Raw genomic sequence first — 16,115 nt, forward strand, 5'->3', positions numbered from 1 at the left:
ATTCTTATTACCATATTCCAATGGATATACAGAAGGAACTAACAACAAGATTAAGGTATTAAAACGAATAAGCTATGGACTTCGCCACTTTGGTAGATTTAGAGTACGTATTCTACTTTTGAGCAATCATAACCACCCGTAGAACGGGTGGTTTGCTCTGACCCTATAAGGGTCTTTCTCTAGTGGTAGCCCTCTAAAGAGGGCTTTGAATGATCTGACAACCACTCTATTACCACTGGCTGCCCCCTACTCGGGGGCTTTTATTTTGCCTATTTTACCGGCTCACCCGTAAACGGGTCGGTATATTCTTTAAAGTTTAATGTATCTTGTGCTATATCTTCTTGTAATTGATTGCGAATATACTCTTTTATCGCTCCTTCGTATCTTCCCACTGTATCCACATAATATCCTCTACACCAGAAATGTCTATTTCCATACTTATATTTTAAATTTGCGTGTTTATCGAATATCATGAGGCTACTTTTGCTTTTTAAATATCCCATAAAACTTGATACACTTAAATGTGGTGGAATCGTTACTAACATATGAATATGATCCGGACAGCATTCTGCCTCTATAATCTCTACATTTTTTCTATTACATAAATCTCTTAAAATTTTACCTACATCAGCTTTTATCCGACCATAAATTATTTGTCTTCTATACTTTGGTGCAAAAACAATATGATATTTACATCTCCATTTACTATGTGATAAGCTTTTTACGTCATTCATTGACATTGAACCTCCTATGTTGAAATGTTGTGGTTGCCAGACCAACTTCATTTTACCACTAGGAGGTTCTTTCCTTTTCTCTAAGAATTTTTTACCGACCCCCAGTTTAACTGGGGGTTTAGTCATGCCTATTCGGCGTACAAAGAAAACCGCGTAGCACGAGTGTACTACGCGGTTATACATACCTTAGATAGACAGGTATTCAGTGCCTACCTTTTGGGAGGTATCTTATTTAGTTGTCTTTTTAGCTACTTGAGGATTAGCGGCTAATACTTTTTCAAGCACTTCTTTAATTTCTTTATTTTGTGCTTCTAAGCTAGCAACCTTATCTTCGAGAACTTTTACAGTTGCTGGAGATGCAGGTTTGGAAGGTGCTGTAGGAGCGGAGCCAATACCGATAGTTACACCAGCATTTGCCATTACACCATTATCACCATCATAAGCAGCACCAGCGTGGAATAACAAATCAGGATTTGCATAATGAGCAACACCTAATGCAGTTGCTGTTTTACCTTTGTATGTACCAACAGCTGCCATGATTTGAGCTTTTTGGCCTTCATGGTATTCAATAGGTTTCAATGCTGCCAATGCGGCTGCAGATGCACCTACTGTTTTAACTTCACGTTCTACACTGCTAATGCGACGAGAGTTATCTTGAATTTGTGCTGTATGTTGTTCAATAGTTTCATGATCTTGAATTGTTAATGCACTTGCACGCAAGCTGTAATTTGCAGCTTCAGCTAATGTACTAATATCTGCAGTATTCTTGTTAACTTGTAAGCCCATTACATTGATACGTTCATTGTTTTCCAATGCAATCGCACCTACTGCCTTAGCTAATTTAGTATTGTCATTAACTTGATTTGTTACAGTAGCAATACTTTGTGTATTTGTATTAACTTGGTTAGATACTTCTGTTACACGGTTATTAACAGTGTTAATATTAGTAGCATTTGCTTTCACAGATTCAGTAATACCAACAATAGCATTTGCATTAGTTGTTACACGGCTATCAATGTTTTTAATATTTTCTGTATTCACGCTAATATTCTTAGCATTTACATTGATATTATTGATATTCGTAGTAACTTGATTAGATACTTTAGCAATATTAGTAGTATTTGCTGTTACTTGATTATTTACTTTTGTAATATTGTTTGTATTTTCAATAACGGATGCATTGATAGTGGCAATATTATTAGTATTTTTATTAACTTGAGCAGATACACTATTAATTGCTGCAGTATGTTCATCAACCTTGTTGATTACTTTTTGAACTGTTACGTTAGTATTTTGAATTGCTTCAGCATTTTGTTTGATAGCAGCTTTGTTAATATTGATATTTTCAGTATTGTGTTTGATTCTATCAGTATTAACTTCTACTTGGCTTTGAACATTTTTAATGCGTTCTTCGTTAGCATTAGCTTTGATTGTATTCGCATTAACTTGTTTTTTTACCTTAGATACATCAGCACTTACATTTTGCAAGTCTTTAATTGCTTGTGTATTTTTGCCAACTTGATCTTTCAAGCCAGATACATCTGTTTGAATACCGTTGATAATCTTAATATTGTTTTCAACCTTAGCATTCACATTTGTTACATCAGATTTAATGCTAGTTACATCAGATTTGATGCTAGTCACATCATTCTTAATATTTGTAACTTGATTATTGATAGTCTTCACATCATTCTTGATGTTTTCAACATTGTTGTTCACAATATTAATCTTCGCATCAATCTTCGCATTGATGTTAGTAATATCATTCTTCACGATAGTTATATCAGCTTTGATATTGTTAACATTCTTTTCAACGTTTACTACATTAGCTTTAATATTGTTAATGTTAGAAGTGTTGTTTTGAATATTTACAGTATTAGCATTGATTACACTATTTTGAGCTTTAATGTTGTTTGTAATATTTTCAACTTTCTTTTCAACATTAACGATTGTAGTGTTGCCTTTACCTACTTGACCTTTCAAGGATTCAATAGCTTTCGCATTAGAATCAACTTTACCATTCAAGTTACCAATAGCTGCTGCATTTGCATCGATACGAGTGGAGTTAGCATTTACCTTAGCAGAAACATCTGCGATGTTTGCTGTGTTACCTGCTACTTGTTTAGATACACTAGCAATAGCTGTTGTATTATTAGTTACATCAGTGCGAATTGCTTTAATATCTGCTGTATTCACATCAACTTTACTATTAATATTAGCTACATTATTTTGAATAGCTGTAATAGATTTGCTATTGTTTTCAATAGCTTTTGCATTCGCATCAACTTTTACATTTACATTATTGATCTTACTATCAATCTTCGTATTGTTTTCAACAATCTTCGCATCGATATTTTTATCAACTTTGTTAATAATAGTTGTGTTGTTGTTATTAATTGCAGTTTCAATATTCTTATTGATTACTGTGTTGTTATTAGAAATTGCGGTCTTGATATCGTTTCTAATCACTGTATTATTTGCTTCAATCTTAGTATTGATTGTATTTTCTACATTTGTGATTGTTGTACCAATTTTACCATTCAATTTCTTGATAGCATCTTCATTAGCAGAGATACGTTCAGAATGATGAATAATGTTGCCATCAATGTAATCAAGACGTTGATCATGACGATCTACGCGAGCTTTAAGACCTGCTACATCACCTTTAACGCCATCAATCTTAACATTTACATCACCAATCTTCGTATTAATTGTGTTGTTAATTTGTTTGTTGTTTTCATTGATTTTTACATCAATATTTTTATCAACCTTGTTAAGAATTGTAGTGTTATTTTCAGTAATCTTGTTATCGATAGACTTATTAATAACTACATTATTTTCATTAATTTTGTTAGTAATAGTGTTTTCGATATTTGTGATTTGAGTACCAATATGGCCTTTTAATTCATCAATAGCTTTAGTATTGGATTTCACACCATCTTCTACAACACTGATACGTGTAGAATGATCTGCGATGTTATCTTGTAAGTAATCCAAACGTTGATCATGGCGGTCTACGCGTGCTTTAAGACCTGCTACATCACCTTTAACGCCATCAACTTTTACATTTACATTGTTAATAGCAGTTGTATTATTTGCAATGTTAGTTGTATTAGCATCTACTTTTACATTTGTTGCATCAATACGTTTACTATTATCTACGATAGCTTGTGCATTAACAGCAATGTTCTTAGTATTATTTGCAATGTTAGTAGTATTATTTTCTACCTTAACATTTGTTTCGTTGATGCGTTTGCTATTATCTACAATAGCTTGTGCGTTTACAGCGATGTTCTTAGTATTGTTTGTGATGTTAGTAGTGTTATTTTCTACCTTACCATTGATATTAGTGATTTGAGTTTTAATATCATTGATAACTGTAGAGGATTGACCTACTTTGCCTTTCAATTCATCAATAGCTTTAGCGTTGATATTGATATTCTTAGTATTATTTTCAATAGCAACCTTGTTGTCGCCGATAAACTTACGGTTTTCAAGAGCAATTGTGCCAGCTACATTAATATCTTTTGTATTTTGATCTACCCGTTTAGTTAAGCCATCTAAATCGCCTTTAATACCATCAACTTTTACATTCACATTATTAATAGCTGTTGTATTAGCATCTACTTTAACATTTGTTTCATTGATACGTTTGCTATTATCTACGATAGCCGCTGCATTAGCATCTACTTTAACGTTTGTTTCGTTGATACGTTTACTATTATCTACGATAGCTTGTGCATTAACAGCGATGTTCTTAGTATTGTTCGCAATGTTAGTAGTGTTTTTTTCTACCTTAACATTTGTTTCATTGATGCGTTTACTATTATCTACGATAGCTTGTGCATTAACAGCGATATTCTTAGTATTGTTCGCAATGTTAGTAGTGTTACTTTCTACCTTAACATTTGTTTCGTTGATGCGTTTGCTATTATCGACGATAGCTTGTGCATTAACAGCGATGTTCTTAGTATTATTTGTGATGTTAGTAGTGTTATTTTCTACCTTACCATTGATATTAGTGATTTGGTTTTTAATATCGTTGATAACAGTAGAGGATTGACCTACTTGACCTTTCAATTCATCGATAGCTTTAGCATTGATATTGATATTCTTAGTATTGTTTGCAATGTTAGTAGTATTAACCTTTACATTATCTTCAACAGCACTAATGCGGGTAGAGTTATCTACAATATTGCCTGCTAAGTAATCTAAACGTTGATCGTGACGATCCACGCGACCTTTGAGACCATCCAAGTCGCCTTTAAGACCATTTAAATCACCTTTAACGCCATCAATCTTAACGTTCACTTCACCAATCTTAGCATTGATTGTATTTTCCACATTAGTGATTGTAGTGCCAATTTGACCTTTCAATTTCTTGATATCATCTTCGTTAGCACTAATACGTGTAGAGTTATCTACAATATTGTCATGCAAGTAGTCTAAACGTTCGTCATGACGATCTACGCGTTTAGTAAGACCAGCTATATCGCCTTTAACACCATCTACACGAACATTAACATTATTGATGGCTGTTGTATTAGCATCAATTTTCTTGCTCAAGTCGATAACATTATTATCAATCTTCGTATTGATTTCATTAACCTTGTTATCAATGTTTGTGTTGATTTCAGTTACTTTATTATCAATCTTAGCGTTGATTTCATTAACTTTATTATCTACCTTCGTATTGATAGTTACATCGTTCTTATCAATCTTAGCATTAATTTCGTTAACCTTGTTATCAATCTTAGTATTGATTTCGTTTACTTTATTATCAACTTTTTTGTTGATAGTAATATTATTATTATCAATTTTGGTATTGATAATATTTACATTATTATCGATTTTCTTGTTAATAATATTTACATTGTTATCAATGTTTGCATTGATTTCAGTTACTTTGTTATCAATTTTTTGATCAATAGCAATTACTTTATTGTCAATCTTAGTGTTGATTTCTGTAACCTTATTATCAATCTTTGTATTGATTTCATTAACTTTATTATCTACTTTTGTATTGATAGCAATGTCGTTTTGATCAATCTTCTTATTGATGTTTGTAATATCATTTTTAATATTGTTAATATCTACTTGAACGTTGCCAATATTTTGACCAACTTTACCCTTCAAATCAGCAATATCCTTTGTATTGATATTGACTTGATTTGTAGTATTGCTCAAATCAGTCTTGATATTCTTAACATCATTTTCTACAGCTTGTAAACGACCTTCATGGTTGCTCATAGCTTCAAGTACGTAGTTAATACGGGTGTTATTACTATTAACTGTATTAGTTAAGTTTGTAATAGCTGTCGCATTTTTATTAATGTTTGTAGTATTATTCGCAATATTTACTTCATTAGTAGCAATGCGTTTGCTATTATCTACAATTTTAGTTGTATTGCCATCAACCTTAGTGTTCACATTGTTAATTGTAGTGTTGACATTATTAATCTTAGCATCAACATCAGCATTCACTTTATTGATAATAGTTGTGTTGTTAGCATTAATTTCATTTTTGATTGTCTTGTTAATTTCAACATTATTTTGTTTAATGCTATTATCAATGTTAGCGTTAATAACTGTGTTATTAGCGTTGATTTTATTATCAATATTAGTGTTTACTGTATTGATAATATTTGTTTTACTATTATCAATTTTAATGTCTATATCTTTATTGATTTGATTAATAATCTTAGAGTTGTTTTCATTAATCTTATTATCAATTGTTGTGTTGATGTTGTTAATAGTAGTACCAACTTTACCTTTCAACTCATCGATGGCTTTTTTATTATCATTGATATCTTTCTTATTGTCGCCGATAAGTTTGCGGTTTTCCATCGCAATTGTGTTGTTGAAAGTAATGTTTTTGGTGTTTTCGTTAACTTGTTTAGACAAGTCAGCAATAGACTTGCTGTTATTGTTTACATTAACAGTCAAGTTGTTGATAGCTTTGCTATTAGCATCTACCTTAACATCAACCTTGTTAATATTCGCTTGTAATTCATTTTTTACATTGGCGATATTTTGATCAATTTTTACATTATTTTCATTGATCTTATTAACAATCGTTTTATTAATTTCAACATTATTCGCTTCAATGCTATTTTTGATATTATTGTTAATAACAGTGTTATTAGCATTAATTTCATTCTTAATAGTCTTATTGATTTCTACATTATTAGCATTAATTTCATTTTTAATGTTGTTATTAATAACTGTATTGTTGTTTTGAATACTTTCATTAATAGTTTTATTCACTGTATTGATGATAGAAGTATTATTTTTTTCAATCTTAGCATCAATATTTTGATCTACTTTATTAATGATTGTTGTATTGTTATTTTCAATTTTATTATTAATTGTTTGATCAATATTTTGATTTACTTGATTAATAATAGTTGTATTGTTAGCTTCAATCTTATTATTAATTGTTTGATCAATATTTTGATTTACATTGTTAATAATAGTAGTGTTATTATTTTGAATTTCTTTTTTAATGTTAGCATTTACAGTATTAATAATAGTCTTATTATTTTCTGCAATCTTAATATCAATCTTATTATTTACATTGTTAATAACATTATTAGTTACCTTGTTAGTAACATTATTAGTAATCTTATTTTCAATATTTTTAATATTGTTATTGATTGCATTAACGCTTACATTAAGTTGCTTAATATCTAAAGAGTTTTTAGATACCTTATCAGATAAGCAGTAAAACTGAGTACCAAGGCAATTAACTTTGTTATTTAATACATTGATATTATGAGTATTTGTATCAACTTGTTTTTTAATATCGCCTAAACCAACAATAACGATTGCATTACCGTTTTTTTGAGATTGTTGCTGCTGTTGTTGTTGCTGTTGTTGCTGCTGTTGATGCTGTTGTTGCTGCTGTTGCCATTGTTGTTGGTCTTGTTGATGCAAATCAATTGGTCTTTGTTCAACTGGTTGAGATGCTTGACCAGGTGTTAACCATTTTTGACTACCAATAAGATCAGTTCGATACCAATCCGCAGGTGTGGATGCTGAAACAATGCCTCCACCCAAACTGGCACTAAACAAAATGGCTGCTACAATTGTAGTAGCTGTTTTTTGATGCGACTTTGCTAGTTCAGATGTAACTACATATGCATTTTTAGTCGCACTCCATACTACTTTGAATACCTTATTCATATAATGTTCCCTCCCAACTTATGCGGCTCTCACCCCGCAAAGATGAAATAAATGAAAATACTGGAATACACTTCACTAAATATTCACAATATCTAACTAAATACTAGCATAAGTAATTTTAAAATTAAAGCATTTTTTTAATAAGTTATTCTTATGCTTCACATTTTACTCATGTATTTTTCGCTAGAATCCAATATTTTTCTTTGAACATCGTATTCTTTAAATATTTAAACTACAATTTTTATTTTATATTTATTTTAAGATATTACTCGTATGTTTATTCACAGCAATAAAAAAGGCCTATTAATGTATATGTATACATTAATAAGCCTTATATGTTCTATATTATATAAATCTAATTAGAATTTAGATTCGATAGCACCTTGTAAATCACCTTTTGGTAAGAAGCCAATTTTACGATCTACTACTTCGCCATCTTTCAAAATTACAAATGTAGGTAATACTTCTACTTGTAATTCACGAGCTAAGCTTGGTTCTTCATCAGTATTTACTTTTACAAAGTTTGCTTTGCCTTCTAATTCACCAGCGATTTCTTCGAAAACCGGCATCATGCGTACACAGTAACCGCACCATGGAGCCCAGAAATCAATTACTGTTACGCCACCTTGATTAACAAGATCTTGATATTCTGCTGTTTTTAACTCTTTTAATTCGCTCATTATTTCCTCCTAAGGTAATTGAACTAATACACAATCTTGAATGTAATCCAAACCTACCTCTTTAGCCTTAGCTAAAACTGCTGGTTTATCCGCACCGGGTTGTAACCAGATTGTCTTAATACCTAATTCTTTACATTCATCAATTGCTGCAAGCCCTGCTGCTTCTGGAACTACAAAATCAACAACGCTAGGAACAACTGGCAACGCAGATAGACTAGGATAACAAGTATCACCATCGATACTCGTCACATTTGGATTAACCGGATAGACTTCATATCCATGTTCTTTTAAGCACTTATAAATCTTATATCCAAACTTATCGGTTTTGTGAGTGGCACCTATTACAGCCCAAACTTTTTCAGCTAATGCATTTTTAATAGTCATTCTTACCACCTCTTAATTAATATTATATATTAATATCGAAAATTGTCAATATATTATATTGATTTTTCTAAAACAATATGTTCGCAATGCAATGCTTTTGTATGTGCAGTATATATTAATAATGATTCTAAAGAGATGCTCGGTGCATCGCTTTTGGGTATGAATCCAGCTAATACAGCTAATTCACCTAAAATGCGCTCCTGTGACCAACCCAGTTCTCTCAATTCTTTTACCGTTATACTTTTCTGCCGTTTTGAAAGCCTATGTCCGTCATTATCTATGAGCAGCGGTGCATGGCCATAGCATGGTGACTCAGCATGTAACGTACTATATAAATACATTTGTTGAGCCGTAGTTTCCAGTAAGTCATGACCTCGAATAATTTCAGTGATGCCCATAGATATATCATCTAATACAACTGCTAAATTATAGGCATACATCCCATCTCCGCGGAGCAACACAAAATCATCAATACCTTGACGCAGTACAAAACGCTGTGGTCCTTGGTATATATCGTTGAAATCCATAGTAGAATCAGTTACCTTAATTCGCATAGATGGGCTCTTTTCAAGTTTCTTTTGCGCCACAGTAAAACCATCTAAATCACGGCAATGACCATCATAATGATGAACTACTTCTCCGCGATGAGGTGCAGAAGCAATAGATTGCAAACGTGCACGATTACAAAAACATGGATAGATTAATCCTTGTTCCTCAAGCCTATTAAGGACTTTGTCGTATAGTATAAATCGTTCACTCTGCCAATAGGATTCTTCAGGTCCACCTACACGTGGTCCTTCATCCCATTCAAATCCAAGCCATTCCAAATCATCTAACAAGGCCTCTCCTAAAGAGCGTTTAGAGCGTTGTAAATCGATATCTTCCATCCGGACCACATAGGTGCCGTTTTGATTACGTGTAGATATATACGATAAAAGGGCGATCCACACATTCCCTAAGTGGATATACCCCGTTGGGCTAGGTGCAAATCGTCCTTTCATAAATAGTATCTCCTAATCACTCTATAATATACTATTATAATAATACATTATTATATTAATGTATCGTGAGAGTGTCATCAGTTTATAAACTATATATTATCCAAGGGATACAATGTTATCAAAGACACCAGCGTCTTTAATTTTTTGTTCATTCCCCATGGAGCAAATATTATTATCTTTCAAAACAGGCTCTACTACTTCTGCAAGAGCTACAATATCCTCTGGCTTACAAGCGATAACTTGTTTCCTAAATGCTACCTTATCTTCGATATTGGCACCACTAAAGTATAAACCCATAGCACGTGGCCCACGTAATGCAGGCGTCATCGGCAAATCAAGACCACTCATGGTACCGATAATATATTTACGCATTTCACGATCTGTCAAGGTAAATTGTCGTAAATACTCTGGCAATTCCTTGTAAACATTTAACGTTTCTACAAGATTTGGATCTCGATAGCTACAGAAAATCATATTACCATCATCGTAGAAATTAGCAAAGGCACCATAGGCACCGCCTTGTACGCGGATGCGAATCCATAAGTATTCGTAACGTAAAATAGTTTCTAATACACTCATAGCGCCAACATGAGTAAATCCATGATCTATAAAATTGCCGCCTTGAGCTACATATTGAACCTTGCCGGCAGTAACAATCCCTTCATTACTCGTTGTATGCTCTATAGTTAAAACATCATCTGGTAATATTTCTGCATTCCAGTTTTCAAGTAATGGTGCCATCAATTCTGTAAATGGTGCTAACTCATGTTCTTCACCAACAAATAAAATATCCACGTTATTGGAGCGGAAAATTTTACGAGCCACATCGGCTAATTTTTCTGGCAATAACGGTAATGCAGCTGGATTAGTAGCTAACTCACTAATCTTTTGATAATAACCTAAATTACCATCATCACGGAATTTACCAACCTTAGATACCTTGGCCATAACGCGTTGGCTAACGATAGTATTACCTCTACGGAAAGCCTCATTATCCCAAATGGCTTTGCTTTCTTGCACAAGCTCGGTCAAACGAGTTACATCTGTATACTGTGCATCATGAATAACTTCATTTACAAGTTGGCATAGTTCAGGCAATTTAGCATGAAGTGCCTTACTACGTACAATCATAAGCGGTACAAATTCATCGCGTTTACCCGCTTTGCTAATACCCGTAACATCAGAACTCAAACCGCCAAGATTTAGGTTAATAGCCTTTGCCATATCTTCATAGGAACGTTGAGATGTATCTACACGCCCAATGATATCACTTAAAATATCAGCATAAAATAATTCTTCTTCTGTAAGGCACCCTAAATTAAAGTAATAGGACACATAATTAATGCCTTTTGCAAAGGTCGGTACAAAATGAAGTTTCGTATGACCAATCATGCTTTCACGGCGTTCTACATCTTCAACGTCAGGACTCAAATCAGATAATTCTAACAACGGAATCGTAGCCAAAGCGTCTTCACTATCTGGTGTTTCTTGGCGAAGTTTAAGGCGTTTTGTTTGATCTACAATGGCTTGTAACTCGTCTTGTGTCATAGATGCTTTAATATTTGCCAATTCAGCCTTAACCTCTGCATCCTTTTGCTCTTGTAATCCTTGTTCTGGATATAAGGACACAATCGCTTTATGATTATTACCCAAAATAGAATGACGAATTAAATCTTCAAAATAAGTACCTTGTAAACCCTTGCGGATATTAACCAAAGCCTCTTCATAATGTAATAGTTCTAACGGGTCATGGCCATATAACCAATTGTCCATCATGCGAATCACATAAGCAAGACCGATTGGTCGACCGCCAAAGTCGCTTTCACGAAGGGCAAACTCAATAGAGTTAAGAGAGGCTTCTAATAACTCTTTATCAATGCCCTCTGTACATAATTGTTCTAATGTGGATTCTACAATAGATTGTAATTGTTCTTGCATATCTAAATTAGAACCACTCGCATGAATAGCCCAAATTGGTTGACGGATACTATCTAAATAATAGCCGGACACATCAGAACCAATGCCAGCTTTTACCAATGCTTGTTTTAGCGGTGCTGCTGGAGATGTTAATAAAGCATGAGTTAACACCTCAAAGGCAAGGCTTTGTTCAGGTGTTACTGATGGTAATACATAGGCAAAAGCATGCAATGTACGATTATCTGTACTTTCATCAGAACCTACACTATATGGATATGTAATGACACGGCCTTCCTTAAATGGGGCCTGCTCAGTCACCTCTGTATCGATTTCAATAGCATCAAAATGACTTAAGTATTCATCATGGATAAAACGCAATTGCTCTTCAATATCCATCGTGCCATACAAGAAAATATAGCTATTGGATGGGTGATAATGAACATTGTAAAATTCCTTGAATTTTTCATAGGTTAATTCTGTAATATTATCTGGGTTACCACCAGAATCTACACCATATGTGGTATCAGGAAATAAGGCATGCATCAATTCACGTTCAAGGACGGAATCTGGAGATGAGTAAACACCTTTCATCTCATTAAATACTACGCCCTTATATGTCAATTCATCATCTACTGAATCGAGTTCATAATGCCAACCTTCTTGCATCATGATTTCTGGGTCATTCGCAGCACGTGGATAGAAAACGGCATCGAGATATACATCCATTAAGTTGTGGAAATCCTTGTCATTCTTACTTGCTACAGGATACATTGTCTTATCTGGATAGGTCATAGCATTCAAGAATGTATTTAGGGAACCTTTAACAAGTTCAACAAAAGGCTCTTTTAATGGAAACTTACGAGAACCACAAAGTACGGAATGCTCCATAATATGTGCTACCCCTGTACTATCTTGAGGTGTTGTTCTGAAAGCAATATTAAAAACTTTATTAGAATCAGGTGAGTCAATATAAATAAGACGAGCACCAGACTTTTCATGTTTCATTTCATAAGCAGTACCATTGATTTCATCAATGCGTTCTATGCGATCAAGGCGAAAGCCAGAATATATATTATGTAATTCCATACTGTCCTTTCTTTCTATTATGTAATATGTATATATAAATATAGGTTTTTAATGTATTACTAACTATTTATTATACCACATCAGTATAGTTAACACGAATTTTCAAGAATAATTATCAAATTATAGATTATAAGTTGCAAAATCTCATCATCACAGAATAATACAAAGATTTACAGCAAAAAAGGACACTGCGAGAGTGTCCTTCTTAATTATTTCTTAGGATTTATTTGCCATTTTAAATTGCGTCGACTAGTCAAAAGACCTTCGAGAACAACTTCGAATTGGCGAAACGTCAATGTATAAGGAGCATACATATCTGGTACCACCTTATACGATATGGTCACTTCGGACGTATCGTAATTATAGAAAATACCATGAAGATTGCTCATTGTTGTATAGCCTGTTTGTGCTTGCTCTAATGTAGGAATCGGTTGTGTTTTTAAATTAGCCAATAAATCACTAATAAAACCTTCCTTGCGCCCCTGATCATCGAGCATCTCGTCCATAAATGTACGGAGACTATCCATCATACTATATTAGCCTCGTTTGTTAAGTAAAAGACCATTATGAATTACGCGAACAGCATCTTTTACACGCTCTTCTGCTACCAAGCAAGAAATACTGATTTCAGAAGTACTGATGATTTCAATATTGATACCTTCTTGGCTAAGGATTTCAAACATTTGTGCAGCTACGCCAGGTTGGCCCAACATGCCCGCACCAATGATGGATACTTTAGCCATGTTTTCATCGATATTCACAGCTTCGATATCAACTGTTTTTTGTAACTCTTCCAACACTTCACGTGCTAAAACTACATCATCAAGAGCAACTGTAAAGATTAAGTCTGTTTTAGGCTCGCCAACGGAACGGATGGATTGGACAATCATGTCCACGTCTACGTTTTTATCTGCTAATGCTTTAAATACTTTTGCTGCAATACCAGGTTTATTTTCAACGCCCACAAGAGCTACTTTCGCTGTATTAGTATCATCAGCTACGCCTGTAATAATATGTTTATTTGCTTCCACGGTATAATCCTCCCGAATAATTGTGCCTGTATTATCAGTGAATGTAGAACGAACATGAATAGGTACACCATAACGGAAACCCATTTCAACGGCACGCGGTTGCATAACGCCAGCACCTAGACGAGCCATTTCAAGCATTTCACCATATGTAACTTCTTCTAATTTGAAAGCTTCCTTCGCTACGCGAGGATCAGTAGAGTATACACCTTCTACGTCTGTGAAGATTTCACACACATCAGCTTTCATAGCGCCAGCCAAAGCAACTGCAGTTGTATCGGAACCACCACGACCTAATGTTACCATATCACCATATTCAGTTATACCTTGGAAACCTGCGACAACAACGATATTGCCTTCTTCTAATGCCTCGAACACACGATTAGGATCAACACCTAGAATGCGACCTTTATTAAAGTTCTCACTACTTGTGATGCCTGCTTGATCACCTGTTAAAGAGATAGCCTTTTGACCACGTTCATTGAACGCCATCGCCATTAAAGCGATAGTTACTTGCTCACCAGTACATAGCAAACGGTCCATTTCACGACCATAAGGTTTAGATGTCACTTGTTTTGCCAAAGCAACCAAGTCATCTGTTGTATCACCCATTGCAGATACAACTAACACAATGCGATCGTCTTCTTTCTTTTCATGAAGGACACGATCAACAATATTAAATATTTTTTCAGGTGTAGCAACGGAACTGCCACCAAATTTTTTAACGATTAAGGCCACTGTTATCCCTCATTTACCTATCTATACTAAAAATAACATGCATATACTGTACCATAAACCAATAGCACTGTAAAGGCATATACACATATTTTTCCACCTGAAAAGTACAAAAATCTTTTTTAAGGGGACAAACATGCATATCAATAAGTTATATTAATTCATATAAAAAAGCTATATAAGATATACCAACATACAAAAAAGACCAGCCCTCAGGCTGGTCTTTTAAAGTCGAATAGATTTAATTATTCAACAACGATATCTTTTTCAGACTCCCATAAACCATGGATATTGCAGTAAGATACAGCAATTAATTTACCAGATTTTTTCAAGGATACTGCTAATGTACCTTCAGAAACTGCAACTACAGGACCTTCGTTTGCTGTTGCACCATCACCATGTACATTGAAGGATACTTCACCAACTTCGAAAGGCAATTGAGTACCTTCAGCTACGAAGTATAATTTAATCCAGTTAATATGATGTTCTACAGTATTTGGATGAGCAATATCTTTACCAACAGACAAGTTTACGTGGAATGTTTCACCAGCTTTTACTTTGTCAGCAGCTTCAATAACAGGAACGTGTTTTTCAGTAGCGAAATCGCCAGATTTAATGTAATCATGTACAGCCATAGTTAACCTCCTGGTTATAGTTATATACATACTTAATGTCTTAAAAAATAGCACCTTGTGCTTATGACTATATTATACATTTTCGATATAGTTTAGGCAAGGACTTTTTCGAAAATTTTCTATATTTAAAACTCAATTCCTCTTGCTGCTTTTATGCCTTTTTCGTAAGCGTGTTTTACTACGTTCATTTCGGTCACTGTATCAGCGATGTCGATGATTTCAGGTTTTGCATAACGGCCTGTGAGGATGACATGTAGTCGTTCCGGTTTGTGTTTGAGCATGTCTACAACGGAGTTGACATCGATAAGTTCATAGTTAATGGCATTGTTGATTTCGTCCATAACGATGAGATCCCAATTATCGGAATTAACTTCTTCCACTAATGTTTTCCACGCTTCTTGAGCTGCTGCTTTGTGTTTTTCTAACTCTTCTACCGTAACTTTATCTCGGTTATAGTAGATAAAACCTTTTCCCATAGATTTGATGGTAACAGCGTCGCCTAGCTTTTTTAAACCCTCAAGTTCACCATAGCCATGTCCACTTTTGATAAATTGTAAAATTAAAACCTTTAATCCTTGTCCTACAGCGCGTAGCACAACACCTAAAGATGCCGTTGTTTTACCTTTACCATTACCAGTATTTACAAGTATTAAACCATGTTCGCTCATTTCTAGTACTCCTATTATGTCATACACTGTTATGCCATATACCTATCATAAGAAGGCTTATA

At 34.0% G+C, this 16,115-nt stretch carries 11 protein-coding genes; 1 reads left to right on the plus strand and 10 read right to left on the minus strand.

The features are described 5' to 3' along the window. Positions 1-142: transposase (locus tag VTHSUH11_RS02315; RefSeq protein ID WP_146104608.1), on the plus strand; the 142-nt coding region annotated here is incomplete at its 5' end. Positions 143-269: 127 nt separating this feature from the next. On the opposite strand, the gene tnpA is transcribed toward VTHSUH11_RS02315, so the two are convergent. The 10 genes from tnpA to cobO form a co-directional block, all read right to left on the minus strand. Then, positions 270-734: an IS200/IS605 family transposase gene (gene tnpA, locus VTHSUH11_RS02320; protein ID WP_005375295.1), complete on the minus strand. Its 465-nt coding sequence runs from the start codon at positions 732-734 to the stop codon at positions 270-272. A 228-nt stretch (positions 735-962) separates the two neighbouring features. After that, positions 963-7,919 (minus strand): ESPR-type extended signal peptide-containing protein, encoded by a 6,957-nt coding sequence (locus VTHSUH11_RS02325; protein WP_105092510.1) that lies wholly within the window; start codon positions 7,917-7,919, stop codon positions 963-965. A 359-nt stretch (positions 7,920-8,278) separates the two neighbouring features. Next, positions 8,279-8,599 carry a thioredoxin gene (gene trxA / locus VTHSUH11_RS02330; protein WP_105092511.1) on the minus strand — a complete coding sequence of 107 codons (321 nt, stop codon included), beginning with the start codon at positions 8,597-8,599 and terminating at the stop codon, positions 8,279-8,281. Positions 8,600-8,608: 9 nt separating this feature from the next. Continuing rightward, positions 8,609-8,983 carry a CoA-binding protein gene (locus VTHSUH11_RS02335; protein ID WP_105092512.1) on the minus strand — a complete coding sequence of 125 codons (375 nt, stop codon included), beginning with the start codon at positions 8,981-8,983 and terminating at the stop codon, positions 8,609-8,611. Between the two features lie 53 nt (positions 8,984-9,036). Next, positions 9,037-9,984, minus strand: a complete 948-nt coding sequence (gene gluQRS, locus VTHSUH11_RS02340) for a tRNA glutamyl-Q(34) synthetase GluQRS (protein WP_105092513.1) — start codon at positions 9,982-9,984, stop codon at positions 9,037-9,039. 96 nt (positions 9,985-10,080) lie between these two features. Further along, positions 10,081-12,987: an insulinase family protein gene (locus VTHSUH11_RS02345; protein ID WP_105092514.1), complete on the minus strand. Its 2,907-nt coding sequence runs from the start codon at positions 12,985-12,987 to the stop codon at positions 10,081-10,083. Positions 12,988-13,196: 209 nt separating this feature from the next. Continuing rightward, entirely contained in the window at positions 13,197-13,514 is a 318-nt protein-coding gene (locus tag VTHSUH11_RS02350; protein WP_181143907.1) for a hypothetical protein, read from the minus strand. Positions 13,515-13,523: 9 nt separating this feature from the next. Continuing rightward, entirely contained in the window at positions 13,524-14,753 is a 1,230-nt protein-coding gene (locus tag VTHSUH11_RS02355; RefSeq protein ID WP_105092516.1) for an aspartate kinase, read from the minus strand. Positions 14,754-14,995: 242 nt separating this feature from the next. Continuing rightward, complete coding sequence (locus VTHSUH11_RS02360; protein WP_059363162.1) at positions 14,996-15,385, minus strand: class II SORL domain-containing protein; 390 nt, start codon at positions 15,383-15,385, stop codon at positions 14,996-14,998. 125 nt (positions 15,386-15,510) lie between these two features. Continuing rightward, on the minus strand, positions 15,511-16,053 hold the full coding sequence (cobO, locus tag VTHSUH11_RS02365) for a cob(I)yrinic acid a,c-diamide adenosyltransferase (RefSeq protein ID WP_105092517.1): 543 nt from the start codon (positions 16,051-16,053) through the stop codon (positions 15,511-15,513). Between the last annotated feature and the right edge of the window lie 62 nt (positions 16,054-16,115).

This window comes from Veillonella tobetsuensis (assembly GCF_002959935.1).
Taxonomy (GTDB): Bacteria; Bacillota; Negativicutes; order Veillonellales; family Veillonellaceae; genus Veillonella; species Veillonella tobetsuensis.

What these genes read in the sequence shown, in the direction of transcription:
- VTHSUH11_RS02335 (WP_105092512.1), bottom strand. Translation starts at nt 8,983, where the DNA reads ATGACTATTAAAAATGCATTAGCTGAAAAAGTTTGGGCTGTAATAGGT.
- tnpA (WP_005375295.1), bottom strand. Translation starts at nt 734, where the DNA reads ATGAATGACGTAAAAAGCTTATCACATAGTAAATGGAGATGTAAATAT.
- trxA (WP_105092511.1), bottom strand. Translation starts at nt 8,599, where the DNA reads ATGAGCGAATTAAAAGAGTTAAAAACAGCAGAATATCAAGATCTTGTT.
- VTHSUH11_RS02360 (WP_059363162.1), bottom strand. Translation starts at nt 15,385, where the DNA reads ATGGCTGTACATGATTACATTAAATCTGGCGATTTCGCTACTGAAAAA.
- gluQRS (WP_105092513.1), bottom strand. Translation starts at nt 9,984, where the DNA reads ATGAAAGGACGATTTGCACCTAGCCCAACGGGGTATATCCACTTAGGG.
- VTHSUH11_RS02325 (WP_105092510.1), bottom strand. Translation starts at nt 7,919, where the DNA reads ATGAATAAGGTATTCAAAGTAGTATGGAGTGCGACTAAAAATGCATAT.
- VTHSUH11_RS02345 (WP_105092514.1), bottom strand. Translation starts at nt 12,987, where the DNA reads ATGGAATTACATAATATATATTCTGGCTTTCGCCTTGATCGCATAGAA.
- cobO (WP_105092517.1), bottom strand. Translation starts at nt 16,053, where the DNA reads ATGAGCGAACATGGTTTAATACTTGTAAATACTGGTAATGGTAAAGGT.
- VTHSUH11_RS02350 (WP_181143907.1), bottom strand. Translation starts at nt 13,514, where the DNA reads ATGGATAGTCTCCGTACATTTATGGACGAGATGCTCGATGATCAGGGG.